Raw genomic sequence first — 22,481 nt, 5'->3', positions numbered from 1 at the left:
CCGGTCGAAAGAGTCGGGTTAGTCCAAAAGAACCAACCCGTTCCAAAACAGAATTTTACTTCACAATCTGGGACAGCTCGCCGGCTTTGTAGCGCTCGGCCATTTTTTCCAGTGGAATTTGCTTGATTTTCGACGCCTGGCCTTCGCAGCCGAAAGCCTGGAAACGGGCGCGCACCACTTGCTCGGCAGCCAGGCGGGCTGGCTTCAGGAAGTCGCGCGGGTCGAATTTCGATGGGTTCTGGAACATATACTGACGCACGGCGGCGGTCATGGCCAGGCGGATGTCGGTGTCGATGTTGATCTTGCGAACGCCGTGACGGATGCCTTCCTGGATCTCTTCGACTGGCACGCCGTAGGTTTCTTTCATGTCACCGCCGAATTCGCGGATGATGGCCAGCAGTTCCTGTGGCACCGACGACGAACCGTGCATCACCAGGTGGGTGTTAGGGATGCGGGCGTGGATTTCCTTGATGCGGTCGATCGCCAGGATGTCGCCAGTTGGCTTGCGGGTGAACTTGTAGGCGCCGTGCGAGGTGCCGATAGCGATCGCCAGCGCGTCGCATTGGGTTTTCTGCACGAAGTCGGCGGCTTGCGCGACGTCGGTCAGCAGCTGTTCGCGGGTCATCAGGCCGTCGGCGCCGTGGCCGTCTTCCTTGTCGCCCTTCATGGTTTCCAGCGAACCGAGCACGCCCAGTTCAGCTTCCACCGTCACGCCGATGGCGTGCGAGAACTTGACCACTTCGCGCGACACTTCAACGTTGTACTCGTAGGAAGCAACCGATTTGCCGTCGGCTTCCAGCGAACCGTCCATCATCACCGAGCTGAAGCCCGAGCGGATCGCGGCCATGCAGACTGCCGGCGACTGGCCGTGGTCCTGGTGCATAACGACCGGAATGTGCGGATAAGCTTCGATGGCGGCGTCGATCAGGTGACGCAGGAAAGCTTCACCGGCGTACTTGCGCGCGCCGGCCGACGCTTGCATGATGACCGGCGCGTTCAGCGCGTCGGCGGCAGCCATGATGGCCTGCACTTGTTCCAGATTATTGACGTTGAACGCAGGGATGCCATAGCCGTTTTCAGCAGCATGGTCCAGCAGTTGACGCATGGATACGAGGGACATGGTAATACTCCAATAACAATAAAAAAACCTGTCACCAGCCCGTCGTCATCCCCGACGTGCCGGTCAATTAACTAAATTCGCCGACCTTCACGATCTTCAGCGCGTTGGTGCCGCCTACCTGGCCCATTGGCGAGCCCCACGTGACGACAATCAGATCGCCCTTCTTGACCACGCCTTGCGCGACCAGCAGTTCTTCAGCCTGCTTCAGCACGGCGGCACTGGTGCCTTCCTGTGCCAGATTGTAGGCCTTCACGTTGCGGTACAGCGCTACCTTGCGCAGGGTGGTAGTCGACGGCGTCAGCGCGAAAATCGGCGTATCGATATTGTGACGGCTCATCCACAGCGCAGTCGAGCCGGACTCGGTCAGCGCCACAATCGCTTTCACCGCCAGGTGGTGCGCGGTAAACAGCGCGCCGTAGGCGATCGACTGGTCGATGCGGGTGAAGGTCGCATTCAGGAAGTCGGCGTCCAGCTTGTTGTACTCGGACTGCTCGGCTTCCACGCAAATGGCGGCCATCATCTCAACAGTTTCAATCGGATAGCGGCCCGATGCGGTTTCGGCCGACGTCATTACGGCGTCGGTGCCGTCCAGCACAGCGTTGGCCACGTCCGACACTTCGGCGCGGGTCGGCACGGCGTTGAAAATCATCGACTCCATCATCTGGGTCGCGGTGATCGCCAGCTTGTTCGACTCGCGCGCCATGCGGATCATACGTTTTTGCAGCGCCGGCACTGCCGCGTTGCCTACTTCCACCGCCAGGTCGCCACGCGCCACCATGATGCCGTCCGAGGCGTCGAGGATCTCCTGCAGCAGCGGGATCGCTTCGGCGCGTTCGATCTTGGCGATCATCATCGGCTTGTGGCCAAACGGCTCGCCGGCGATATTCGCCAGCTGGCGCGCCATCTCCATATCGGTCGCACTTTTCGGGAACGAGATCGCCAGGTAATCACACTGGAAACTCATTGCCGTCTTGATGTCTTCCATATCCTTGGCGGTCAGCGCCGGCGCGGTCAGGCCGCCACCCAGACGATTGATGCCCTTGTTATTGGACAGCTCGCCGCCAATCTTCACAACGGTGTAAATCTCGTGCGCAACCACCTTCTCCACCACCAGCACGATCAGGCCGTCATTCAGCAGCAGCTGGTCGTCCGGACGCACGTCTTGCGGCAATGCCTTGTAGTCCAGGCCGACGCGCTCCTGGTTGCCCAGTTCGCCGTTCTCGCCCCATTTGGAATCCAGAATGAACTTGTCGCCCTTGGCCAGTTCGATCTTGCCGTTTTCAAACTTGCCGACGCGGATTTTCGGTCCCTGCATGTCCGCCATGATCGCCACTTCGCGGCCACACTCGGCAGCAGCCTCGCGCACCAGACGGGCGCGGTCGATGTGATCCTGTGCCTTGCCGTGCGAGAAATTCAGGCGCACGACATCCACACCCGCACGTATCATTTTGACCAGTACGTTGAAGTCGGTAGAAGCTGGGCCGATCGTGGCGACAATTTTGGTGCTACGAGACATAGTATTCCTTAGCAAGAGGTCATGCGAACAGTTCCCGCACTACGCGGAAACCCGGGTTTATTGTGGTTCAGACATCAAATCTGTAAATCCACTACAGATTTGATGCCCTTCCCAGGCATTACCTGGATTCTACTGTTAATTTGCTACAAAGCACGACCGTGCTATTTACTGCCTTTTACTTGGCCGCAGCGCGCTGGGTCAGGATCTCGACCGCTGGCAGGGTTTTGCCTTCCAGGAACTCCAGGAAAGCGCCGCCGCCGGTGGAGATGTAGCCCACTTGCTCGCTGATGTTGTACTTGGCAATGGCTGCCAGCGTGTCGCCGCCGCCAGCGATCGAGAACGCTTTCGACTGGGCGATGGCCAGCGCCAGCGTCTTGGTGCCTTCGGCGAACTGGTCGAACTCGAACACGCCGACCGGACCGTTCCATACGATGGTGCCGGCGGTGCCGATCTGTTCAGCCAGAATCGCGGCGGTTTTAGGACCAATATCCAGGATCATGTCGTCATCCGCCACATCTTTCACGTCTTTGACGGTGGCGGCAGCGCTTGGCGAAAATTCCTTGGCGGTCACGACATCAACCGGAATCGGCACTTGCGCGCCGCGTGCGGCCAGCTTCTCGATGATGGTTTTGGCGGCGCCAAGCAGATCCGGCTCGGCCAGCGATTTACCGATTTTGAGGCCGGCAGCCAGCATGAAGGTGTTGGCGATGCCACCGCCAACGATCAGGTTGTCTACTTTGTCGGCCAGCGATTCCAGGATCGACAGCTTGGTCGACACCTTGGAGCCGGCGACGATGGCCAGCAGCGGACGGGCTGGCGCACCCAGCGCCTTGCCCAGCGCGTCCAGCTCGGCGGCCAGCAGCGGGCCGGCGGCAGCGACTGGTGCAAACTTGGCGATGCCGTGCGTCGAAGCTTCCGCGCGGTGGGCGGTGCCGAAAGCGTCATTGACGTAAATGTCGCACAGTTTGGCCATTTTCTGCGCAAGTTCGTCGGCGTTCTTTTTCTCGCCCTGGTTGACGCGGACGTTTTCCAGCAGTACCACTTGGCCGGCTTGCAAGCCCTCCAGGCCAGCGCCATCCACCCAGTTCTGCTTCAGCTCAACCGGCTGGCCCAGCAGCTCGGACAGGCGTTTGGCGACCGGCGCCAGGCTGTCTTCCGGCTTGAACTCACCTTCGGTCGGACGGCCCAGGTGGGAAGTGACCATGACCTTGGCGCCCGCAGCAACTGCCGCTTTAATCGCTGGAACCGACGCGCGGATGCGCGTATCTTCGGTGATATTGCCTGCATCATCCTGCGGCACGTTCAAGTCGGCGCGGATGAAAACGCGTTTGCCTTGCAGCGCATTTTGATCGATAAGGTCTTGCAGACGGATGAAGTTCAGAACAGCGGACATGGCTACCCAAGGTCGAGTTGTTGGAAGAGCGCTATTTTACCGCAAGCCGACCGTGATTCTTCTGTTATTAAGTTACAGAATCAGCCGTAATGCCGTGAAGAAAGCCATGCCGAATATGATGGTTTCCAACATATTGCGACGCAGCAAATAGTAGATCGTCGCGACAATACCGGACACCAGCTTCAGATTGCTGGAATCCAGCAGCGGCTGGCCGTCCGCGGCCAGGATCAGGTCCGGCGCCACAATCGCGGCCAGCGCGCAGGCCGGCGCGTAGCGCAGCATCTCCTGTACCCGCTTGGGAATGGTGATGTGATGGCCGACCAGCCAGAACGAGCTGCGGGTACAGGCGGTGGCCAGCGCCAGCACCAGGATGACCAGCCAGATTTCCCAATCAGCCACGCTTGTTTCTCCATTTTTCAGCAGTTTCTTCAATCAGCATGGCGGTCAGCATGCCGACCAGTACGGCAACCAGCAGGCCCAGCTTGTACGGCAGTTCATGCGCCAGCACCGACACCGCGCCTGCCATCAGCACGCCGGCCAGCGCCGGACGCCCGGCCATCAGCGGTATCATCACGCAGATGATGGCCAGCGTGCCGGCAAAGCTCAGGCCCCACTCCGGCGGCACGGCGCTACCGAGGAAAATGCCGGCGATCGAGCCGATCTGCCAGGACGCCCAGTTCGGGTACAGCAAGCCTTTCAAATACGACAACTTGCCGACTTGAGGCTGCTCAGACGGGTATTTTTGCAGGAACAGCGCGACCGTCATGTCGCCGGCCACATAGCCCAGCGTCAGCCGCTGCCGCCATGGCAGGTGGGAAAAGTGCGGCGCCAGCAGTGCCGAAAAGATCACAAAGCGCAGGTTGACGACCAGCGCCGTCAGGAAAATCACCCAGATCGGCGCATCCGCAGCAATCAGCGGCAAGGCCGCCAGCTGGGCCGATCCGGCAAACACCACCAGCGTCATGCCCAGCGCCTGCGGTATCGTCAGCCCGGACTTGACCATGGCAATGCCCACCACCAGGCCCCAGGCGCCGATGCCGAATAGCGATGGCAGGCCGGTTTTTACGCCTTCGCGCCAGGACGGTTCGTGGTGGGCGGCCACACAGGGGGTGCTGATTTCACTCATGGATGGTTGTGGCATTCCTGCCACATGATGGGCCAGGCCGGTGTTGTAGAGGCGCTATTTTACCGACGATTTTTGCTCTATGCGCGAATCCGTTAGAATCGTGCTTTTCTCTTAGCCATCCGGAGCCACAAGAAATGACCCAAGCAAACGCCGTTACCGCCGTAGAACTCGATGGCAAGGATCTGCCGGCACACTGCCCGAACCCAGCCATGCCACTGTGGTCGTCGCACCCGCGCGTATTTCTGGAATTCGACGCCCACGGCGTTGCCAAGTGCCCATACTGCGGCACCGCCTACAAGCTGAAGCCAGGCACGGTCGTCGGCCACCACTGATCCACCGCCGCCATGCCGACCAAGAAGACGCATAACGGTAGCGCCGCAGAAACCGAAGCGGCTTTTTACGACGCCCTCAACCGCGCCGATCTGGACGCGCTGATGGCGCTGTGGGCGGATGACGACGAAATCGTCTGCGTCCACCCTGGCGGCCAGCGGCTGATCGGCCATGCCGCTATCCGCGCTTCCTGGCGCGGCATTCTTGAACATGGCGGGCTGCACATCCTGCCCTCCTCGCTGCACGAAACCCATACGCTGATGAGTTCGGTCCACACGGTGGTCGAGGGCGCCACTGCCGCCAGCGGCGAGCCGGCGCACCTGATCGCGACCAATGTGTACGCGAAAACGCCAAAAGGCTGGCGCATCGTACTGCATCATGTATCGATCGCGCCTGGCCCGGCGCCGACGGAATCGCACAGCCAGATCCTGCACTGATTCCTGCCGTGAAGTACACCGCTCCATTCTGGCTGCCCAGCGGCCATTTGCAAACCATTTATCCGGCGCTGGCGATCCGCAAGCCACCGGTGCGCTTCCGGCGCGAGCGCTGGGATGCGCCGGACGGCGACTTCATCGATGTGGACTTTATCGACGGCAAGCCGGGCCAGCCCTTTGTCGTGCTTTTCCACGGCCTGGAAGGTTCCTCCGACAGCCACTATGCGCGCGCGCTGATGGCCGACGTGCAAGCGCGCGGCTGGTCGGGCGCGGTGCCGCACTTCCGTGGCTGTTCCGGCGAAGCCAACCGCGCGCCACGCTTCTACCACTCGGGCGACGCCGCCGAGATCGACTGGGTGATCCGTCGCCTGCATGCAGCCCACGCCGGCGGCAAGTTCTACGCCGCCGGCGTCTCGCTGGGCGGCAATGCGCTACTGCGCTGGCTGGGCGAATCGCAGCACCAGGCGGATTTTGTCGACGCGGCCTGCGCCGTGTCCGCGCCGCTCGACCTGGCGCAAGGCGGTGCCTCGCTGTCCAGCGGACTCAACATGATTTACACGCGCATGTTTTTGCAATCGCTGAAACCAAAGTGCGTAGCCAAACTACAGCAATTCCCCGGCCTGTTCGACCTCGACGCGCTGCACGCGGCGCGCGACCTGTACGCCTTCGACAATGTGGTCACCGCACCGCTGCACGGCTACCGCGACACCGACGATTACTGGCACCGCGCCAGCGCCAAACATGTGCTCAACGACATCACCGTCCCCACGCTGGTGCTGAACGCGCGCAACGATCCCTTTCTGCCGGGCCGCCATCTGCCGCAGCGTGCGTCGTCGCGCGTGGTATTGGACTATCCTGAACACGGCGGCCATGTCGGCTTTGCCGTCGGCGGCCCGCCGGGCAGCATCAACTGGCTGCCGAAGAAGCTGATCACTTTCCTTGAACAACATGGATGACATCGTCAAACAGGCCTTGGCCAAGTGGCCCAACGTGCCACACTGCTACGGCTGGCTGGCGCTGGACGCGCGCGGCAACTGGCGCATGCGCGACGAGCGCGCCCAGCACTTCAATCTGCCCGGCGACAAGCTGAACAACGCGGCGCTGGTCGGCTTCATCACGCGCAACTACGCGGTGGATGAGCGCGGCTGCTGGTATTTCCAGAATGGCCCGCAGCGCGTCTACGTGCAGCTGGAAGCGACGCCTTACATCGTCCGCACCGATCCTGCCGCAGGCTGGCGCTTGCACACCGGCGCGACGCTGGCCTCGCCGGACGCCTTGTGGCTGAGCGACGGCGGCGCGCTGGTGCTGCGCAGCGGCAATGTGATCGCCCAGCTGGACGACCGCGACTTCGCCGACGTGCTGCCGCGTCTGCGCCTGGACAAGGCGCCGGTCGCGGATGAAGTTTTGCTGGAGTGGATGGAAGGCAGCGCCAGCGGCGCGCTCAGCCTGGACGGCGTGGCGGTGGAGCGCATCGCCGCCGATCAGCTAGCGGCGCGCTTCGGCTTCGTCAGCGTACCGTCGGCCCCGACGGCAGCATAGGATCAGTGGCCCGGCGCAGACGGTCGAGCGGGCTGCTATAGGGATTGAAGGTGTTGTTGCTGTCTTCCGCGCCGGACTTCAGCTCGGCCTTGAACGCCGGGCGCGATTCCGTCATATCCTTCTTGCCCTTGTCGCCCATCGCCTCGCGGCGCGCCGCCTGCCACTCGCGCTCGCGCGCATCAATCAGCGACTGGTCATAGAACGACGCATCCGGCGACTTGCGCGCGTGGCCCAGCTGGTCCAGCGCAGCCATCACGCCGCCTTGCAGGTTATACGATTCCGCCAGCGCGATATGCTGCAAGGCCAGCTTGCCCTGCTTGGCGTACACTTGCGCCAGCAAATCGTAGACCTCGATATCCTCGCGGTACAGCTGCGCCTGATCGCGCAGGTAGACGGCGGCCTCCTCCAGCCGGTCCGCCTTCAGCAGCGCCTCGCCGTACTGGTGTGCGATGCCGCGCGACAGCGGGAACTTCTGGCGTGCCGCCTCGGCCTCTTCCACCGCCTTGGCCAGCATCGGCTTGTTATCCGGCTGCGCCATCTTGATTTCAATCGAGGTGGCGGCAAACACCGACTCCGCCTTGCTGCGCGGGCCGACGCCGATCACACCGGCTGGCGGCGGGCGGTTGACCGTGTCGTGCGCCTTGTCCAGCCAGCTTTGCGCGGCCACCGTGTCGCCCTGTTTCATGGTCAGGAAAGCCATGCCGTACTGGCCAGCCGCCTTCTGCTGCCAGCTGTCCTGCTTGATTTGGGTTTCAAAGAAGGTGCGCGCTTCGATATAGCCGCTGCTGCTTTGATCCTGCAACACCCGGGCGCGCGAACGTATCAGGAAAAAGTCCAGGCTGTCAGCACGCTGCTTGTACGGCTGTTCGCGGATGCGCGCCTGAATATCGGCGATACGCTCCGCCGGCAGCGGGTGAGTCAGCAGCCAGGCCGGCACCAGATCGCTGTAGTTTTTGGTGGAGGCCTGCATCTGCTGGAAGAACGCCACCATGCCCGACGTATCAAAGCCAGCCTCGCCCATGATCTGGAAGCCGATGCGGTCAGCTTCGCGTTCTGCATCGCGGCCGAAATTCAGCTGCCGCTGGATCGCCACCCCCTGCCCGCCGAGGAACACGCCCATGGCCGCATCACCACCAGCGCGCGACGCCAGCGCGGCAAGTATCATCGCCGCCAGCGGGATCAACGCATCCTGCTTCTGCTGGCCGATTGAGCGGGCGATGTGACGCTGCACCACGTGGCCAATCTCGTGGCCCAGCACGGAGGCCAGCTCGGACTCATTCTGCGCCTGCAACAGCAGTTGCGAGTGCACGGCGATAAAGCCGCCGGGCAAGGCAAACGCATTCAGCTGGTTATCGCGCACCACAAAGAAGAAATAATCGTACTTGGCCTCACCGCGCGCGCCCGGACGGGCGTCCACCAGCACGTTGCCGAAGGTATTCATGTATTCGAGGATGGGGCCATCGTCGAGATAATCGCGGTCGCGGCGGATATCGCGCATGATTTCCTCGCCGATCTTGCGCTCCATCAGCGGCGACAGATCCTGGCTTTCGGCGCTGCCTAGCGACGGCAGGTTGGGAATCTTGGCGGGCGCAATCGTATTCTGCGCCATGGCCATCGGCATGGCGACCAGCAGGGCGGCGGCGACGGCGCGCATGCGGCCGGAGTAAGAGGATCGTTTTGCATTCACGGTGATATGATACCCGCAACTTGGGCACGAAAACTTGGTGCCACATTATGACTTATTTTACGCCTCGACCATGACCACCGATCACCTGACCCACTTTGACGCCACCGGACAAGCCCACATGGTAGATGTCGGCGCCAAAACGGAAACCCGCCGCATTGCGCTGGCCAGCGGCTCGATCCGCATGAAACCGGAGACGCTGGCCATCATCCTGAGCGGCACAGCCAAGAAAGGCGACGTGCTCGGTATCGCCCGCATCGCCGCCATCATGGCCTCCAAACGCACCAGCGACCTGATCCCCCTCTGCCACCCGCTGGCCCTGACCCGCGTGGCGGTCGACTTCGAAACCGACGAAGCCAACGCCAGCGTTCACTGCAAAGCGCAAGTCGAAACCTACGGCAAAACCGGCGTCGAAATGGAAGCCCTCACCGCCGTCCAGGTCGGCCTGCTGACGATTTACGATATGTGCAAGGCCGTGGACCGGGGCATGGTCATGTCCAACATCCGCGTCACCGAAAAGCATGGCGGCAAATCTGGCGACTGGAGCGCCACGAGTTAAGTATCAGATGAGTTAGGGCTCTGAGAGCCGCTACCTGCCAGTAGCGGACGGTCGCGACCTGCTGAAAAATGATATTGGCAAACGGCGGCTAATTTTTTGCTGAGCGTATGTTCCCCTTACCCTTCCCCTACTGCAGAATCACCGGATTGCGCTGAGAGCGTTAGTTCACTCCGATGTCTATGAGCTATTCGAGATTTACGGCGATGCGCAGGTAGTGAAATTTACGGATGAGAAGCCGTTCGAAAGCTTGGCGACGGTTTCTAACTGGCCAAGCACTTCCTTTCCATCTTCGCCTATTCATACAGGATTTTTAGCGTGGCTGCTCCGCCACGCATTCCCGATAAACAATTAGCAATATTGCATATTGTCTGATTGTAACCTTTCATTAGCACGCATATAATTAATGATGCAGGGACAATTTTTTGACGCTAGTGTCACCCTCGTTTTGCGTACATAGAAAGAGTTTGCATGAGCAGCAACCCTCCGCTAGGCGAAGCCAAGACTCAGGAATATGAGTTCGAGCAAATGAACCTGCAGGTGGGCGGCAGGATACAGTTCATCACCCACCGCACCATCAAGCCCATCCAGCACTTTTCCACCTTGATAGGCTGGGTCAAGGACGAGTATATGATCGTCAAGGTGCCGTTTGAGAACAACGCGCCCATCGCGCTCAACGATGGCGACAAGCTGACCATCCGCGTGTTCTCCGGCGTGAACGTGTGTTCGTTCTCGTGCGTGGTGCAGCGTGTATTCCCGCGTCCACTGTTCTATGTCCACCTGAGTTTTCCGGTGTCCATCCAGGGCACCAGTTTGCGCGCGGCGATGCGGGTCAAGGTCGATATCCCGGCGCAGGTGACCGCCGCGTCCGGCGCGGCCACTTCGGTGTTCCTGGTGAACCTGAGCGTGTCCGGCGCGCTGATCGAATCGCCCAAGCAGCTAGCCGAGGGCGAGGCGCAGGTTGGCCTGTCATTTTATCTGATCGCCCAGCCGGGCAACCGCCAGGTACGCGTCAATCCGAATGCCACTATCCGCAACATCAACGTCGTCAAGCCGGCGACCGGAGATAAGCCGGAGGTCTTTACCTACGGCGTGCAGTTCGTGGATCTCGATCCGGTCCACTACACGATGCTGCAAAACCTGACCTACGAAGCGCTGATCGCCGACCGTCAGAAAATCGTCTGAATATCGCCTGAGTATCGCCTGAGTAAACGGAAAAACCCGGCTTGCGCCGGGTTTTCGCTATCGCTTGCCGCATCAAGTCGTTGGCGGATTATTCTTCGCCAGTGCCGCTTGTGCCGCCGTGTTGGTGATGGTGGTAGTAGTCGCCCACGTCATATTAGAAGCGCCAGCCGCCAGCGTCGGGGTGAAGGTAACGGTCTTGGTGTTGGCGCCATCGCCCACATCCGCGGCGGTGGTCAAAACAATCACGCCGTCGGTCACGGTTGCGCTGACCACTTCCTTGGTCTTGTTGAACGCGTTGGCGGCAGGGATGCCACCGGCGCCGTTGTCGCAGACGGTCAGGTCGCCGCCAGCCTCCTGGGCGCACAGCGCTACCGCGTTTTTCAGCGAATTGGCGGCAGCCTGGATGTTGGCGACCTTGGCTTTCATGGTGTAGTCGCTATAGGCCGGAATCGCCACAGCCGCCAGGATGCCGATAATGGCAACCACGATCATCAGCTCAATCAGCGTAAAGCCGGCTTGTGCCTGTTTTTTCATCATTTTCATCGATTTCATTTGGTGGCTCCTCCAGGGGTTAAACACGTTGTTAAGTGCTACCTCTTCCTTAGTGCAATCGGCGTGCCAGCGCGCGCTTGCCCTACGTGTGCCCATCAGTTGCCGTTTTTTGTCAGCTCGGCCTGACAATTATTGTCAGCCGACACGAAATGTCAGCGGGCGGATGCCATCCGCCAGGAACTCCAGCTGCATGTCCGCCATGACGATGACATCCTTGTGCTGCAGGAAGTGCTTGCCGATGCGGTGGCCGTTGACAAACGTGCCATTGGTGCTGTGCAGGTCTTCAAGGAAAGAATCGTCGAGGATGGTGACGATGGATGCATGCTGGCCGCTGACAGCGGGATGCGATAACACAATGTCGTTGCGCGGATGACGGCCCAGCGTCATGCGCTCCTTGCTCAGCTGGACTTGCTGTTCGACTTGTCCGTTGCGCGAGATGATGAGCTTGGCCAATGCAGCGACCTCCAAAAAATAAAGGGGAGCACGATGGCTCCCCTTTATTATTCCACAACCGAAATTACAGCATTGCTTTCAGCAGGCGTGCCATTTCCGATGGGTTTTTGGTGGCTTTGATGCCGCACTCTTCCATGATGTCCAGCTTGGCTTGCGCGGTGTCAGCGCCGCCCGAGATCAGCGCGCCAGCATGGCCCATGCGCTTGCCTGGAGGAGCGGTAACGCCGGCGATGAAGCCAACAACCGGTTTCTTCATGTTGTCTTTGACCCAGCGTGCAGCATTGGCTTCGTCTGGACCGCCGATTTCGCCGATCATGATGACCGCGTCGGTCTCAGGATCTTCGTTGAACATGCGCATCACGTCGATGTGTTTCAGACCGTTGATTGGGTCGCCGCCGATACCAACTGCCGACGATTGGCCCAGGCCCAGCGCGGTCAGCTGACCCACTGCTTCATAGGTCAGGGTGCCCGAACGCGATACCACGCCGATACGACCTTTACGGTGAATGTGGCCTGGCATGATGCCGATCTTGATTTCGTCAGGGGTGATCAGGCCTGGGCAGTTAGGGCCCAGCAGCAGGGTTTTCGAACCGGCTTTGGCCATGCGATCTTTCAGGGCCATCATGTCACGGACAGGAATGCCTTCGGTGATGCAAATTGCCAGTTCCAGTTCGGCTTCAACAGCTTCCCAGATCGCGGCAGCGGCGCCTGCTGGCGGCACGTAGATCACCGACACGGTTGCGCCGGTGTTCGATGCGGCTTCTTTCACCGAACCGAAAATTGGAATGCCTTCGAAATCTTCGCCGGCTTTCTTCGGATTCACGCCTGCTACGAAGGCGTTTTTGCCGTTCGCGTATTCGCGGCACATGCGGGTGTGGAACTGGCCGGTTTTACCGGTGATACCCTGGGTGATGACTTTGGTGTCTTTGTTGATCAGAATAGACATATCGGTTCCTTAATTATTTACCAGCAGCGGCTGCAACAACGCTCTTCGCTGCATCTTCCATGGTGTCGGCGGCGATGATCGGCAGGCCGGAGTCAGCCAGCATTTTCTTGCCCAGATCTTCGTTGGTGCCCTTCATGCGGACCACCAGCGGTACTTGCAGCGAAACAGCTTTCGATGCGGTGATGACGCCTTCGGCGATCACGTCGCAACGCATGATGCCGCCGAAGATGTTGACCAGGATGGCTTTCAGGCCTGGGTTTTTCAACATGATCTTGAAGGCTTCGGTTACTTTCTCAGCCGTGGCGCCACCGCCCACGTCCAGGAAGTTGGCAGGCTCGCCGCCAAACAGCTTGATGGTGTCCATGGTTGCCATGGCCAGGCCGGCGCCGTTTACCAGGCAGCCGATGTTGCCGTCCAGCGAGATGTAGGCCAGGTCGAATTTCGATGCTTCAACTTCAGCTGGATCTTCTTCGTCCAGATCGCGGTAAGCGACGATTTCTGGTTGACGGAACAGTGCGTTGGCGTCGAAGTTGAACTTGGCGTCCAGGGCGATGATCTTGCCCGAACCGGTAACGATCAGCGGGTTGATTTCGGCCAGCGACGAGTCGGTTTCCCAGTAGGCTTTGTACAGGCCTTGCAGGTTGGTGACGGCGTCAGCGATCGAGCCTTCCGGTACGCCGATTTTCGCGGCGATGCCAGCGGCTTCAGCGTCGGTCAGGCCCACTGCTGGATCGATAGCGATCGAGTGGATTTTTTCTGGGTGGGACTCGGCAACTTCTTCGATGTCCATGCCGCCTTCCGACGAGGCCATCAGCACAACGCGCTGGGTTACACGGTCGGTTACCAGGGAAACGTACAGTTCTTGCTTGATGTCCGCGCCTTCTTCGATCAGCAGGCGACGTACTTTTTGACCTTCTGGGCCGGTCTGGTGGGTTACCAGCTGCATGCCCATGATCTGGTCAGCGTATTCTTTGACTTGTTCCAGCGACTTGGCAACTTTCACGCCGCCGCCTTTACCACGGCCACCGGCGTGGATCTGTGCTTTCACAACCCAGACTGGGCCGCCCAAGGTTTCAGCAGCTTTGACTGCTTCTTCTACGGTCAGGCACGGAATACCGCGCGGTACCGTCACTCCGTATTTCCGGAGAATTTCTTTGCCTTGATACTCATGGATCTTCATGCTGGCTTCCCTTCTGATGCTGATGTGTATAAATCGGTTGAATGATTAAGCAGATGTTGTTACTACGCGCTACCCGGTGCTGCTTTGTCCACCCAGCGCGGGTAAAACTTCGCCGCTGCTCCGCGATAACGGTGCAGGACTTGGAATTCTTTGAATAAATACGGTGTTTGATGCAGAGGGGCTGCCAATATCCCGCAGGCCGTCCTCGCTGGGGACAGCTGTGGCGCGCGAATGCACAGCGCACGACGGATAACTGGAGTTAACAGAGACATAAGATCGATACCGCTCTCGCAGCATTAGTTAGTTAGCAGCCTGGCGCATTTCTCTTATCAAAAACGCACGTTGCCGCAGCTTCTACGGACAACCACCGCACCCGCGGTGCTGCAAAAACCCTCAAAGTTTAGCACACCCGGAACCGAATTAGCATCTGCGTATTTTCAACTAGTAATAAATCTATATGCGGAAAGTGGCTATTTCAGGCTTTCATAACTGACGCTCGTCTGGAGATCGACCATCACGCTGCGCGGCCGCTCTCTATATAAAGGCGAAGCCAGGCTATGGCTGGCTTCGCGGCCGTCCCAGCGCACGCCGCCGGCGTCCAGCAGCGTGGTGAACAGATCGCGGTGGCTGACCTGCTTGCGGTGATTGGCCTGCAAGGCCCAGGCGATGGCTGGATGGGCGGCGCGGTACGGGCGATTCATCCAGACCAGCAAGGGCACATGGATATCGTGGCGGGTCGGCCCGGTCTGCGCGTGCATGAACAGCTGGCGCGCGTCGTCGAACAGGTTTTCGCCGTGGTCCGACGTGTACAGCAGGATGGCCGGGCGCGGATCGTCGCGCAGCACGCCGATAACGCGTGCCAACAGGCGGTCGGTTTCGATGACCGTGTTGTCGTACGAGTTGATTACCGCCTGACGGTGCTGCGCCTGTGGCTGCGTGATGCCGCGATCGCGCAGCGTCGGCGTATAGATGCGCGACACGGCCGTGTAGCGTTCTTCATAGGGGATGTGGCTGCCGATCAGGTGCAGCACGGCGAATTGGCGCGGCCCAGCCTGGCGCACAAAAGAAGTGAACAGCGGCAGCAGATTGGCGTCGGTGCGCAGGTGGAAATCCTGGCTGCTGACCGCATGCTCGACCACATCCAGGCCGTGGCTGAACGGCAGCGTCTCCTGGTTGGAGAGCCAGGCGGTGCGGAAGCCGGCCTCGGCGAAAGTATGCGGCAGGCTGGCGCGTTGCCGGCCCAGCGGCAGCGCGACAATGCCAGGCACTGCCTGGCTGGTCCAGTTGGCGGTGCTGGCGGCATCAGCGAAGGACAGCAGCTCGCTGCCCAGCGCCGCCAGCAGCGGTGTGGTGTTGCGCGGATAGCCATTGATGCCGAGATGATCGCTGCGCAGGCTTTCGCCGATGACCAGCACCACCAGTACCGGCGGCGCTTTGCCAGCAGCGGGCGGCCGGCCGTGCACGCTGACAAATCCGGCGTCGCCCTGCTGCTGGCGCGCGATGCGGGCCAGCGACATCGCCAGGCCGCTGGGAAAAGCCAGGTTCAGCGTGGATTGTTCCAATAGTGGCGGCAGACGCACTGACTGGGCAACGGTCTGGCGGCCCAGCAGCGCCAGCATGATGGTCAGCAGCAGTGCTGCCAGCAAGCGCTTGCGCGCAGGTGCGGACAAAGTCCAGCTACGTGGCAGCGAACAGGCCAGCAGCACATAGATCAGCAGAATCAGCGGAACCAGCCAGACGCGCCAGCCAAAGGCTGACGCCACCTGCCAGCTCATCGCCGGACTGGTGTGCAGCGCGGAAGACAGCAAGGCATCGCCCGGCACGCTGCTGTAGATCAGCGTCAGATAAGTATAGGGAAGGACCAGCAGCGCCAGCGGCGACCACAGCAGGAAATACCAGCGCCAGCTCGGCGCCAGCAACAGCGGCGCGGCCAACAGCATCAGGGAGAGCAGCAGCAACGCGAATACGTCACCGTTATTTTGCAGATGATCGGTGCCGATCACCGCCAGATTGGGCAGCCAGAGCCAGCCCGCCAACAACAGCGCCTTGATCAGGTCGCGTTGTTGGCTAGTCGTCAAAGTCCGCGCCCTTGACCGCCTTCATCACCGCACGTTGGGAAAACCCGCGTTGCAGCAGGAAGCGCATCTGTTTGTTGCGCTCCTGGGGATCAGCGGCGACGGTGCCGAATTTGCGCTGCCAGACGTCGCAGGCGCGCGCGATTTCGGTATCGGCCAGGGTGGACTTCAGTTCCTGCAGCGCCTCACCCTGCACGCCGTGGCTTTGCAGCTCGGCGACGATGCGGCTGTTGCCGTAGCGGCCAGCGCGGCGGTGTATCAGTGATTCGGAGAAGCGTTCTTGCGACAGCCAGTTGTTTTTTTCCAGCAGGTCGAGCAGAGCGTCGATGTCGTCGCCCTCTTCCGCGTACTTGGACAGCTTGCGCCCCAGTTCCTGCCGGCTATGCTCGCGCAGGGAGAGGAAGCGTAGCGCCCGTGCTTTCAGGCTGAGTTGTGGTGCGGCCATAAGTCCTCGGTAACGCGTCGCCCCGGCGTAGGCCGGGGTTCATGCTGAGCACGCGTTCTATGGGTTCCGGCCTCCGCCGGAACGACGTTCTTACGCTGCGTCGGCTTCAGGTTTGCCTGGCTTCAGCTTGACCACGGTGTTGTCAGTGGCCAGCGGTGGCAGTACGCGCACGCCCAGCGATTCACGCACCTTGTTTTCGATTTCCCAGGCCAGTTCCGGGCGCTCTTGCAGGAAGGCGCGGGCGTTGTCCTTGCCTTGGCCGACGCGCTCGCCGTTGTAGCTGTACCACGAACCCGACTTTTCGACGATCTTGGCTTCCACGCCCAGGTCCAGAATCTCGCCTTCGCGCGAAGTACCAGCGCCGTACAGGATGTCGAAGTGCGCTTCCTTGAACGGTGGCGCAATCTTGTTCTTGACCACTTTGACCTTGGTTTCGTTACCGATCACCTCGTCGCCCGACTTGATCGAACCGGTACGGCGGATGTCCAGACGCACCGAAGCGTAGAATTTCAGCGCATTACCGCCGGTGGTGGTTTCTGGCGAACCGAACATCACACCGATCTTCATACGGATCTGGTTAATGAAGATCACCAGGGTGTTGGTGCGGTTGATCGAGCCGGTCAGCTTGCGCAGCGCTTGCGACATCAGGCGTGCTTGCAGGCCTGGCAGCGAGTCACCCATATCGCCTTCGATCTCGGCGCGTGGCGTCAGTGCGGCGACCGAGTCAACCACCACCATGTCCACCGAACCGGAGCGCACCAGCGCGTCACAGATTTCCAGTGCCTGTTCACCGGTGTCCGGCTGCGAGATCAGCAGCTCGTGCAGGTTGACGCCCAGCTTCTGCGCGTAGCCCACGTCCAGCGCGTGTTCCGCGTCGATAAAGGCGCAGGTGCCGCCCAATTTTTGCATCTCAGCAATAGTTTGCAGAGTCAGCGTGGTTTTACCGGACGACTCAGGACCGTAGATTTCCACCACACGGCCGCGCGGCAGGCCGCCGACGCCAAGCGCCACGTCCAGGCCCAGGGAGCCGGTCGATACGACCTGGACTTCCTCGATCGGCGCGCTGGCATCCATGCGCATGACGGAACCTTTACCGAATTGCTTTTCGATCTGGGCCAGCGCCGCTGCCAGCGCCTTGGCTTTTTCAGATGCAGGTACTACGCCTTTTTTGTCGTCCATAATGTGCTTTCAGCCAGTGGTGGTTGTTCAATACAGGTAGCACTGTATAAAAAAACAGTGCTTAATGCAAGCGTGTTTTGGGTATTTCTTTGAGATTGCACAAAAAGTCGCCAAAATAGGGCCTTGTGCAGCTGGAGTGGTTTACATGCGTATTTTACTTGCCGAAGACGATAGCGTACTGGCCGACGGGCTCACCCGATCCTTGCGGCAGTCCGGCTACGCCATCGATTGCGTCAGGAACGGACAGGAAGCCGACACCGCCTTGTCGACCCAGGAATTCGACCTGCTGATCCTCGATCTGGGCCTGCCCAAGCTGTCCGGCCTGGAAGTGCTGCGCCGCCTGCGCGCCCGTTCCTCGCTGCTGCCGGTGCTGATCCTGACCGCCGCCGATTCGATCGAGCAGCGCGTCAACGGCCTCGACCTGGGCGCCGACGACTACATGGCCAAGCCTTTCGCGCTGTCCGAGCTGGAAGCCCGCGTGCGTGCGCTGACCCGGCGTGGCGCCGGCGGTGGCGCCACCGTCATCAAGCACGGCCCGCTGCAATACGACCAGGTCGGCCGAAGCGCTTATATCAATGAACAAATGCTGGACCTGTCGGCGCGCGAGCTGGGCCTGCTGGAAATCCTGCTGGCCCGCACCGGGCGGCTGGTGTCCAAGGAACAGTTGGTCGATCACCTGTGCGAATGGGGCGAGGAAGTCAGCAACAACGCCATCGAAGTCTATGTGCACCGGCTGCGCAAGAAGATCGAAGTGGGCGGCATCCGCATCGCCACCGTACGCGGCCTCGGCTACTGCCTGGAAAAATACAATGAAGCCGCGCGCGCCAGTGCCGAAGCCAGCGCCGGAGACGCCCACAAGTGACCCAGCCCCAGGACGCCACCGAACTGGAGTATGAACCGCCCGCGCCCGACGCGGACGAGGACATACAGCATTCCCTGTTCGGCGAAATCCTCGACTGGATGCTGGCGCCGCTGCTGCTGCTGTGGCCGATGAGCATTGCGATCACCTACCTGGTTGCCAAGTCCATCGCCAATCAGCCCTTCGATCATGCGCTGGAAGACAGCGTGACCGTGCTGGCGCAGCAAGTGCGCTCGGTGGACGGCAAGCGCGTGCGCAGCCTGAGCGGCTCGGCGCGCGACATCCTGCGCGCCGACGATATCGACAGCGTCTATTTCCAGATTCAAGGCCCGCGCGGCGAGCACATCGACGGCGACCGCGACATGCCGCAACCAGTCCTGGATGACGAGGACAAGACCAGCTCCGGCGGCGTGCGCTTCCGCAACGACAGCATGCACGGCGCGCCGGTGCGGGTGGCCTTCGCCTACGTGCAGCTGGAGCGCAGCGACGGTAGCACGCCGCAGCTGGCGCTGGTGCAGGTGGCGGAAACGCTGGAGAAACGCGGCCAGTTGGCCAATGCGATCATTAAGGGCGTGATCCTGCCGCAGTTCATCGTGCTGCCGATTGTGCTGGCACTGGTGTGGTTTGCGCTGGCGCGCGGATTGTCGCCGCTGGCGCAGCTACAGGAACGCATCCGCGCGCGCGGCTCGGAAGACCTGAGTCCGATCGCCTCCAACCAGGTGCCGGAAGAAATCTCGCCGCTGGTGCGCTCGCTCAATGAGATGCTGTCGCGGCTGTCGCTGACCATCGATATGCAGAAGCGCTTCATCGCCGACGCGGCGCACCAGATGCGCACCCCGCTGGCCGGCATGCGCATGCAGTCCGAGCTGGCCTTGCGCCAGACCGACAATGGCGAAATCCACCGCTCGCTGGAACAGCTGGCCAAGAGTTCGGAAGCGGCGACGCGGCTGGTCAATCAGTTGCTGGCCCTGGCCCGCGCAGAAAATCAGCCGCAGGCCGGTAGCGGCATGCTGGCGCTCGACCTGGGCGAGCTGGCGCGTGCGGTGGTGCAGGACTGGGTACAGGCTTCGTTCGCACAGCAGATCGACCTGGGCTTTGAAGCACCGGCCGATGCGCTGCACATCCACGGCAATCCGACCATGCTGCGCGAGCTGCTGTCCAACCTGATCGACAACGCACTGCGCTACACGCCGGCCGGCGGCAGCGTTACCGTGCGCGTACGCAGCGACGAACTGGAGCACGCTTACCTGGAGGTCGAAGACACCGGTCCCGGCATCGCCCAAGGCGAGCGCGAACGCGTGTTCGAGCGTTTCTACCGCATCCTCGGCAATACCGCCGAAGGCAGCGGCCTGGGCCTGGCGATCGTGCGCGAGATCGCCCAGCAGCATGGCGCCGAGGTCGATATTTTCAGCAATCCGCGCGCCACCCAGCCCAAGCTGCCGGGCGCACTGTTCCGCCTGACCTTCCCGCTGCCGCCAGCATCGTCAGATGAAGACGAGGAGCCGCCGTATTATGGATAAGCCCTTGCCGCGACTCTCACGCGGCGCGCACTGGCAACGCACGCGGCGCATGACCGGCCTGCTGCTGCTGCTATGGCTGCTGACCAGTTTCTGCGCCGCCTTCTTCGCCCGCGAGCTGGCCGGCCTCAGCGTGTTCGGCTGGCCGCTATCGTTCTACCTGGCGGCGCAGGGCGCGTCGCTGGTCTACCTTGGCATCATCGTGTTCTACGCCTGGCGTATGCACCGGCTGGACCGCGCGGCCGCCGCAACGGAGCCGCGCGCTTGAAACCGCCCCGTACTTTCTTCCAGCGGCTGCGCTATTACTACAGCCTGTTCACGCTCGGCTTCGGCTGCTTCCTGATCTCGCTGGCGGCGCTGGAACAGGAAGGCATGCCGCGCCAGTGGATCGGCTACCTGTTCATGTTCGCCACCATCGTGCTGTACGCGCTGATCGGCGTCATCAGCCGCACCTCCAACGTGCTGGAATATTATGTGGCCGGACGGCGCGTGCCGGCCATGTTCAACGGCATGGCGACTGCCGCCGACTGGATCTCGGCCGCCAGTTTCATCAGCCTGGCCGGTGGACTTTATCTGCACGGCTTCGACGGCCTGGCCTATATCATGGGCTGGACCGGCGGCTACTGCCTGGTAGCGCTGTTGATCGCGCCTTATCTGCGCAAGTTCGCGCAATACACGATTCCCGACTTCCTGGCCGAACGCTATGGCGGCGCCGACCACGCCGGCGCCAGCGGACAAGGCGGCCGCGCGGTGCGCATACTGGCGGTGATCGCCACCATCATCGTTTCCTTCACCTACGTGGTGGCGCAGATTTACGCGGTGGGCCTGATCGCCTCGCGCTTTACCGGCGTGGATTTCTCGGTCGGCATCTTTCTCGGCCTGGCCAGTATCCTGGTCTGCTCCTTCCTGGGCGGCATGCGCGCGATTACCTGGACCCAGGTGGCGCAGTACATCATCATCCTGGTGGCATTTTTGATTCCCGCCATGTGGCTGTCGGCCAAGCACAGCGGCAATCCGATTCCGCAAGTCGCCTACGGCAAGCTGCTGCCGCAACTGAGCGCACGCGAGCACGTGCTGCAGGAAGATCCAAAGGAAGCCGAAGTGCGCGCCATCTACCGCCAGCGCGCCGCCGAGTACCAGGCCCGCCTGAAGGACTTGCCAGCGTCGTGGGAAGTCGGCCGCAGCGCCGCGCAGCGCAAGCTGGACAGCGTCAAGGCGCGCAACGCCTCGCTGCTGGAAATCCGCAGCGCCGAGCGCGAATTAGTGGCCTATCCAAAAAATGCCGACGAAGCCGAACGCCTGTGGACTGAAGCGCGCGAACAATACCTGCAACGCGCCGAGCCGATCACACCGCACGCCACGCCCTACCCTGGCGACAAGGAAACCTCCGACATCAAGCGCAACAACTTCCTGGCGCTGGTGTTCTGCCTGATGCTGGGCACGGCCGCGCTGCCGCACATCCTGATGCGCGCCTACACCACGCCGTCGGTGCATGACACGCGGGTGTCGGTATTCTGGACGCTGTTCTTCATCCTGCTGATCTACCTGACCATTCCGGCGCTGGCAGTGCTGGTCAAATACGATATCTACAGCGCGCTGGTCGGCACCGATTACAACCACCTGCCCAACTGGGTATCGTACTGGGCCAATGTGGACAAGCTCAATCCGCTATTCGGCATCACCGACGTCAACCGCGACGGCGTGGTGCAGCTGGCCGAAATCACCATCGACGCCGACGTGCTGGTGCTGGCCACGCCGGAAATCGCCGGCCTGCCGTATGTGATTTCCGGGCTGGTGGCGGCTGGCGGCCTGGCGGCGGCGCTGTCCACGGCGGACGGCCTGCTGCTGGCCATTTCCAACGCGCTGTCGCACGACGTCTATTACAAGCTGGTGGACCGCAGCGCCTCCACGCAAAAGCGGGTGACGATTTCCAAGCTGCTGCTGCTGGGCGTGGCCTTCATCGCCGCCTACGCCGCCTCGACCAAGCCGGGCGACATTCTTTCCTTGGTCGGCGCCGCCTTCTCGCTGGCCGGCTCGACGCTGTTCCCGGCGCTGGTGCTGGGCGTGTTCTGGAAGCGCGCCAACCGCTACGGCGCGATTGCCGGCATGACCACCGGCTTTGTGGTCTGCGTCTACTACATGCTGCACACCCATCCGGTGCTGGGCGGCGGCGCGGCCAGCCAGTGGTTCCACATTGCGCCGATTTCGGCCGGCATCTTTGGCGTGCCGGCTGGCATGCTGACGATTATCGCGGTCAGCATGCTGACGCCGCCACCCGGCCGCCAGACCGAGGCGCTGGTCGACTACATCCGTGCGCCGGAAAAACAATAAAATACATTTCCCATGTGGCGGATTTGATAACTTGATGCTATCGTGCATCGGTTACTTATTT

General features: G+C 61.3%; 23 protein-coding genes. 10 read left to right on the top strand and 13 right to left on the bottom strand.

The window, feature by feature from the left end; all coding sequences use genetic code 11:
* Nucleotides 1-55: 55 nt before the first annotated feature.
* The 5 genes from fba to KW842_RS23710 form a co-directional block, all read right to left on the bottom strand.
* On the bottom strand, nt 56-1,120 hold the full coding sequence (gene fba / locus KW842_RS23730) for a class II fructose-bisphosphate aldolase (protein ID WP_090182861.1): 1,065 nt from the start codon (nt 1,118-1,120) through the stop codon (nt 56-58).
* Between the two features lie 67 nt (nt 1,121-1,187).
* Nucleotides 1,188-2,636, bottom strand: coding sequence for a pyruvate kinase (gene pyk, locus KW842_RS23725; RefSeq protein ID WP_218306586.1), 1,449 nt, complete (start codon nt 2,634-2,636; stop codon nt 1,188-1,190).
* Nucleotides 2,637-2,811: 175 nt separating this feature from the next.
* Nucleotides 2,812-4,029: a phosphoglycerate kinase gene (locus tag KW842_RS23720; RefSeq protein WP_304515480.1), complete on the bottom strand. Its 1,218-nt coding sequence runs from the start codon at nt 4,027-4,029 to the stop codon at nt 2,812-2,814.
* Nucleotides 4,030-4,101: 72 nt separating this feature from the next.
* Nucleotides 4,102-4,428, bottom strand: a complete 327-nt coding sequence (locus KW842_RS23715; protein ID WP_218306585.1) for an AzlD domain-containing protein — start codon at nt 4,426-4,428, stop codon at nt 4,102-4,104.
* Nucleotides 4,421-5,155 (bottom strand): AzlC family ABC transporter permease, encoded by a 735-nt coding sequence (locus KW842_RS23710; protein ID WP_218306584.1) that lies wholly within the window; start codon nt 5,153-5,155, stop codon nt 4,421-4,423. Before KW842_RS23710 ends, KW842_RS23715 begins: the two co-directional genes overlap by 8 nt.
* 134 nt (nt 5,156-5,289) lie before the next feature.
* Between KW842_RS23710 and KW842_RS23705 the strand changes: the two genes are divergently transcribed.
* The 4 genes from KW842_RS23705 to KW842_RS23690 are packed head-to-tail and all read left to right on the top strand — an operon-like array spanning nt 5,290 to nt 7,458.
* Nucleotides 5,290-5,487: a zinc-finger domain-containing protein gene (locus KW842_RS23705; protein WP_090182849.1), complete on the top strand. Its 198-nt coding sequence runs from the start codon at nt 5,290-5,292 to the stop codon at nt 5,485-5,487.
* A 12-nt stretch (nt 5,488-5,499) separates the two neighbouring features.
* Nucleotides 5,500-5,922 (top strand): nuclear transport factor 2 family protein, encoded by a 423-nt coding sequence (locus KW842_RS23700; RefSeq protein ID WP_218306583.1) that lies wholly within the window; start codon nt 5,500-5,502, stop codon nt 5,920-5,922.
* An 8-nt stretch (nt 5,923-5,930) separates the two neighbouring features.
* A complete protein-coding gene (locus KW842_RS23695) occupies nt 5,931-6,875 on the top strand; it encodes an alpha/beta fold hydrolase (RefSeq protein ID WP_218306582.1) in 945 nt (314 codons plus the stop codon).
* Nucleotides 6,868-7,458 (top strand): DUF2946 family protein, encoded by a 591-nt coding sequence (locus KW842_RS23690; protein ID WP_218306581.1) that lies wholly within the window; start codon nt 6,868-6,870, stop codon nt 7,456-7,458. Before KW842_RS23695 ends, KW842_RS23690 begins: the two co-directional genes overlap by 8 nt.
* Here the strand turns inward: KW842_RS23690 and KW842_RS23685 are convergent.
* Nucleotides 7,427-9,112, bottom strand: a complete 1,686-nt coding sequence (locus KW842_RS23685; RefSeq protein WP_218306610.1) for a M48 family metalloprotease — start codon at nt 9,110-9,112, stop codon at nt 7,427-7,429. The two genes, KW842_RS23690 and KW842_RS23685, sit on opposite strands and share 32 nt — an antisense overlap.
* Before the next feature lie 103 nt (nt 9,113-9,215).
* Here KW842_RS23685 and moaC point away from each other — a divergent pair, with 103 nt between their 5' ends.
* The gene (gene moaC, locus KW842_RS23680) at nt 9,216-9,701 is read left to right on the top strand and encodes a cyclic pyranopterin monophosphate synthase MoaC (RefSeq protein ID WP_218306580.1); all 486 of its coding nucleotides are present in this window, start codon (nt 9,216-9,218) and stop codon (nt 9,699-9,701) included.
* 468 nt (nt 9,702-10,169) lie between these two features.
* Nucleotides 10,170-10,883 carry a flagellar brake protein gene (locus KW842_RS23675; protein WP_218306579.1) on the top strand — a complete coding sequence of 238 codons (714 nt, stop codon included), beginning with the start codon at nt 10,170-10,172 and terminating at the stop codon, nt 10,881-10,883.
* A gap of 72 nt (nt 10,884-10,955) precedes the next feature.
* Here the strand turns inward: KW842_RS23675 and KW842_RS23670 are convergent, their stop codons facing one another.
* From KW842_RS23670 to recA, 7 genes are all read right to left on the bottom strand, one after another.
* Nucleotides 10,956-11,435: a prepilin-type N-terminal cleavage/methylation domain-containing protein gene (locus KW842_RS23670; RefSeq protein ID WP_304515479.1), complete on the bottom strand. Its 480-nt coding sequence runs from the start codon at nt 11,433-11,435 to the stop codon at nt 10,956-10,958.
* Nucleotides 11,436-11,570: 135 nt separating this feature from the next.
* The gene (locus tag KW842_RS23665) at nt 11,571-11,888 is read right to left on the bottom strand and encodes an FHA domain-containing protein (RefSeq protein WP_229223865.1); all 318 of its coding nucleotides are present in this window, start codon (nt 11,886-11,888) and stop codon (nt 11,571-11,573) included.
* 64 nt (nt 11,889-11,952) lie between these two features.
* Complete coding sequence (gene sucD / locus KW842_RS23660) at nt 11,953-12,834, bottom strand: succinate--CoA ligase subunit alpha (protein WP_154379791.1); 882 nt, start codon at nt 12,832-12,834, stop codon at nt 11,953-11,955.
* Nucleotides 12,835-12,847: 13 nt separating this feature from the next.
* On the bottom strand, nt 12,848-14,014 hold the full coding sequence (sucC, locus tag KW842_RS23655; protein WP_092276446.1) for an ADP-forming succinate--CoA ligase subunit beta: 1,167 nt from the start codon (nt 14,012-14,014) through the stop codon (nt 12,848-12,850).
* Nucleotides 14,015-14,484: 470 nt separating this feature from the next.
* Nucleotides 14,485-16,092 (bottom strand): phosphoethanolamine transferase, encoded by a 1,608-nt coding sequence (locus tag KW842_RS23650; RefSeq protein ID WP_218306578.1) that lies wholly within the window; start codon nt 16,090-16,092, stop codon nt 14,485-14,487.
* Complete coding sequence (gene recX / locus KW842_RS23645; RefSeq protein ID WP_218306577.1) at nt 16,082-16,534, bottom strand: recombination regulator RecX; 453 nt, start codon at nt 16,532-16,534, stop codon at nt 16,082-16,084. The genes KW842_RS23650 and recX overlap by 11 nt, the downstream gene beginning before the upstream one ends.
* Nucleotides 16,535-16,624: 90 nt before the next feature.
* Complete coding sequence (gene recA / locus KW842_RS23640; RefSeq protein WP_090182817.1) at nt 16,625-17,713, bottom strand: recombinase RecA; 1,089 nt, start codon at nt 17,711-17,713, stop codon at nt 16,625-16,627.
* Between the two features lie 145 nt (nt 17,714-17,858).
* On the opposite strand from recA, the gene KW842_RS23635 reads away from it, so the two are divergent.
* Genes KW842_RS23635 through KW842_RS23620 form a run of 4 tightly spaced genes read left to right on the top strand, consistent with a single transcriptional unit; the run spans nt 17,859 to nt 22,420 of the window.
* On the top strand, nt 17,859-18,575 hold the full coding sequence (locus KW842_RS23635) for a response regulator transcription factor (RefSeq protein WP_218306576.1): 717 nt from the start codon (nt 17,859-17,861) through the stop codon (nt 18,573-18,575).
* Nucleotides 18,572-20,092 carry a sensor histidine kinase gene (locus tag KW842_RS23630; RefSeq protein WP_218306575.1) on the top strand — a complete coding sequence of 507 codons (1,521 nt, stop codon included), beginning with the start codon at nt 18,572-18,574 and terminating at the stop codon, nt 20,090-20,092. The genes KW842_RS23635 and KW842_RS23630 overlap by 4 nt, the downstream gene beginning before the upstream one ends.
* Nucleotides 20,085-20,357, top strand: a complete 273-nt coding sequence (locus KW842_RS23625) for a DUF4212 domain-containing protein (protein WP_218306574.1) — start codon at nt 20,085-20,087, stop codon at nt 20,355-20,357. Before KW842_RS23630 ends, KW842_RS23625 begins: the two co-directional genes overlap by 8 nt.
* A complete protein-coding gene (locus KW842_RS23620) occupies nt 20,354-22,420 on the top strand; it encodes a sodium:solute symporter family protein (RefSeq protein WP_218306573.1) in 2,067 nt (688 codons plus the stop codon). Before KW842_RS23625 ends, KW842_RS23620 begins: the two co-directional genes overlap by 4 nt.
* The last annotated feature ends 61 nt before the right edge of the window (nt 22,421-22,481 follow it).

This window comes from Duganella sp. sic0402 (assembly GCF_019219065.1).
In the GTDB taxonomy this organism is placed as follows: Bacteria; Pseudomonadota; Gammaproteobacteria; order Burkholderiales; family Burkholderiaceae_D; genus Rugamonas.
The sequence above is the reverse complement of the archived record's forward strand: the minus strand, read 5'-3'. Positions and strand labels throughout refer to the sequence as shown.

What these genes read in the sequence shown, in the direction of transcription:
- fba (WP_090182861.1), bottom strand. Translation starts at nt 1,120, where the DNA reads ATGTCCCTCGTATCCATGCGTCAACTGCTGGACCATGCTGCTGAAAAC.
- pyk (WP_218306586.1), bottom strand. Translation starts at nt 2,636, where the DNA reads ATGTCTCGTAGCACCAAAATTGTCGCCACGATCGGCCCAGCTTCTACC.
- KW842_RS23720 (WP_304515480.1), bottom strand. Translation starts at nt 4,029, where the DNA reads ATGTCCGCTGTTCTGAACTTCATCCGTCTGCAAGACCTTATCGATCAA.
- KW842_RS23710 (WP_218306584.1), bottom strand. Translation starts at nt 5,155, where the DNA reads ATGAGTGAAATCAGCACCCCCTGTGTGGCCGCCCACCACGAACCGTCC.
- KW842_RS23705 (WP_090182849.1), top strand. Translation starts at nt 5,290, where the DNA reads ATGACCCAAGCAAACGCCGTTACCGCCGTAGAACTCGATGGCAAGGAT.
- KW842_RS23700 (WP_218306583.1), top strand. Translation starts at nt 5,500, where the DNA reads ATGCCGACCAAGAAGACGCATAACGGTAGCGCCGCAGAAACCGAAGCG.
- KW842_RS23690 (WP_218306581.1), top strand. Translation starts at nt 6,868, where the DNA reads ATGGATGACATCGTCAAACAGGCCTTGGCCAAGTGGCCCAACGTGCCA.
- KW842_RS23685 (WP_218306610.1), bottom strand. Translation starts at nt 9,112, where the DNA reads ATGCGCGCCGTCGCCGCCGCCCTGCTGGTCGCCATGCCGATGGCCATG.
- moaC (WP_218306580.1), top strand. Translation starts at nt 9,216, where the DNA reads ATGACCACCGATCACCTGACCCACTTTGACGCCACCGGACAAGCCCAC.
- KW842_RS23675 (WP_218306579.1), top strand. Translation starts at nt 10,170, where the DNA reads ATGAGCAGCAACCCTCCGCTAGGCGAAGCCAAGACTCAGGAATATGAG.
- KW842_RS23670 (WP_304515479.1), bottom strand. Translation starts at nt 11,435, where the DNA reads ATGAAATCGATGAAAATGATGAAAAAACAGGCACAAGCCGGCTTTACG.
- sucD (WP_154379791.1), bottom strand. Translation starts at nt 12,834, where the DNA reads ATGTCTATTCTGATCAACAAAGACACCAAAGTCATCACCCAGGGTATC.
- sucC (WP_092276446.1), bottom strand. Translation starts at nt 14,014, where the DNA reads ATGAAGATCCATGAGTATCAAGGCAAAGAAATTCTCCGGAAATACGGA.
- recX (WP_218306577.1), bottom strand. Translation starts at nt 16,534, where the DNA reads ATGGCCGCACCACAACTCAGCCTGAAAGCACGGGCGCTACGCTTCCTC.
- recA (WP_090182817.1), bottom strand. Translation starts at nt 17,713, where the DNA reads ATGGACGACAAAAAAGGCGTAGTACCTGCATCTGAAAAAGCCAAGGCG.
- KW842_RS23635 (WP_218306576.1), top strand. Translation starts at nt 17,859, where the DNA reads ATGCGTATTTTACTTGCCGAAGACGATAGCGTACTGGCCGACGGGCTC.
- KW842_RS23625 (WP_218306574.1), top strand. Translation starts at nt 20,085, where the DNA reads ATGGATAAGCCCTTGCCGCGACTCTCACGCGGCGCGCACTGGCAACGC.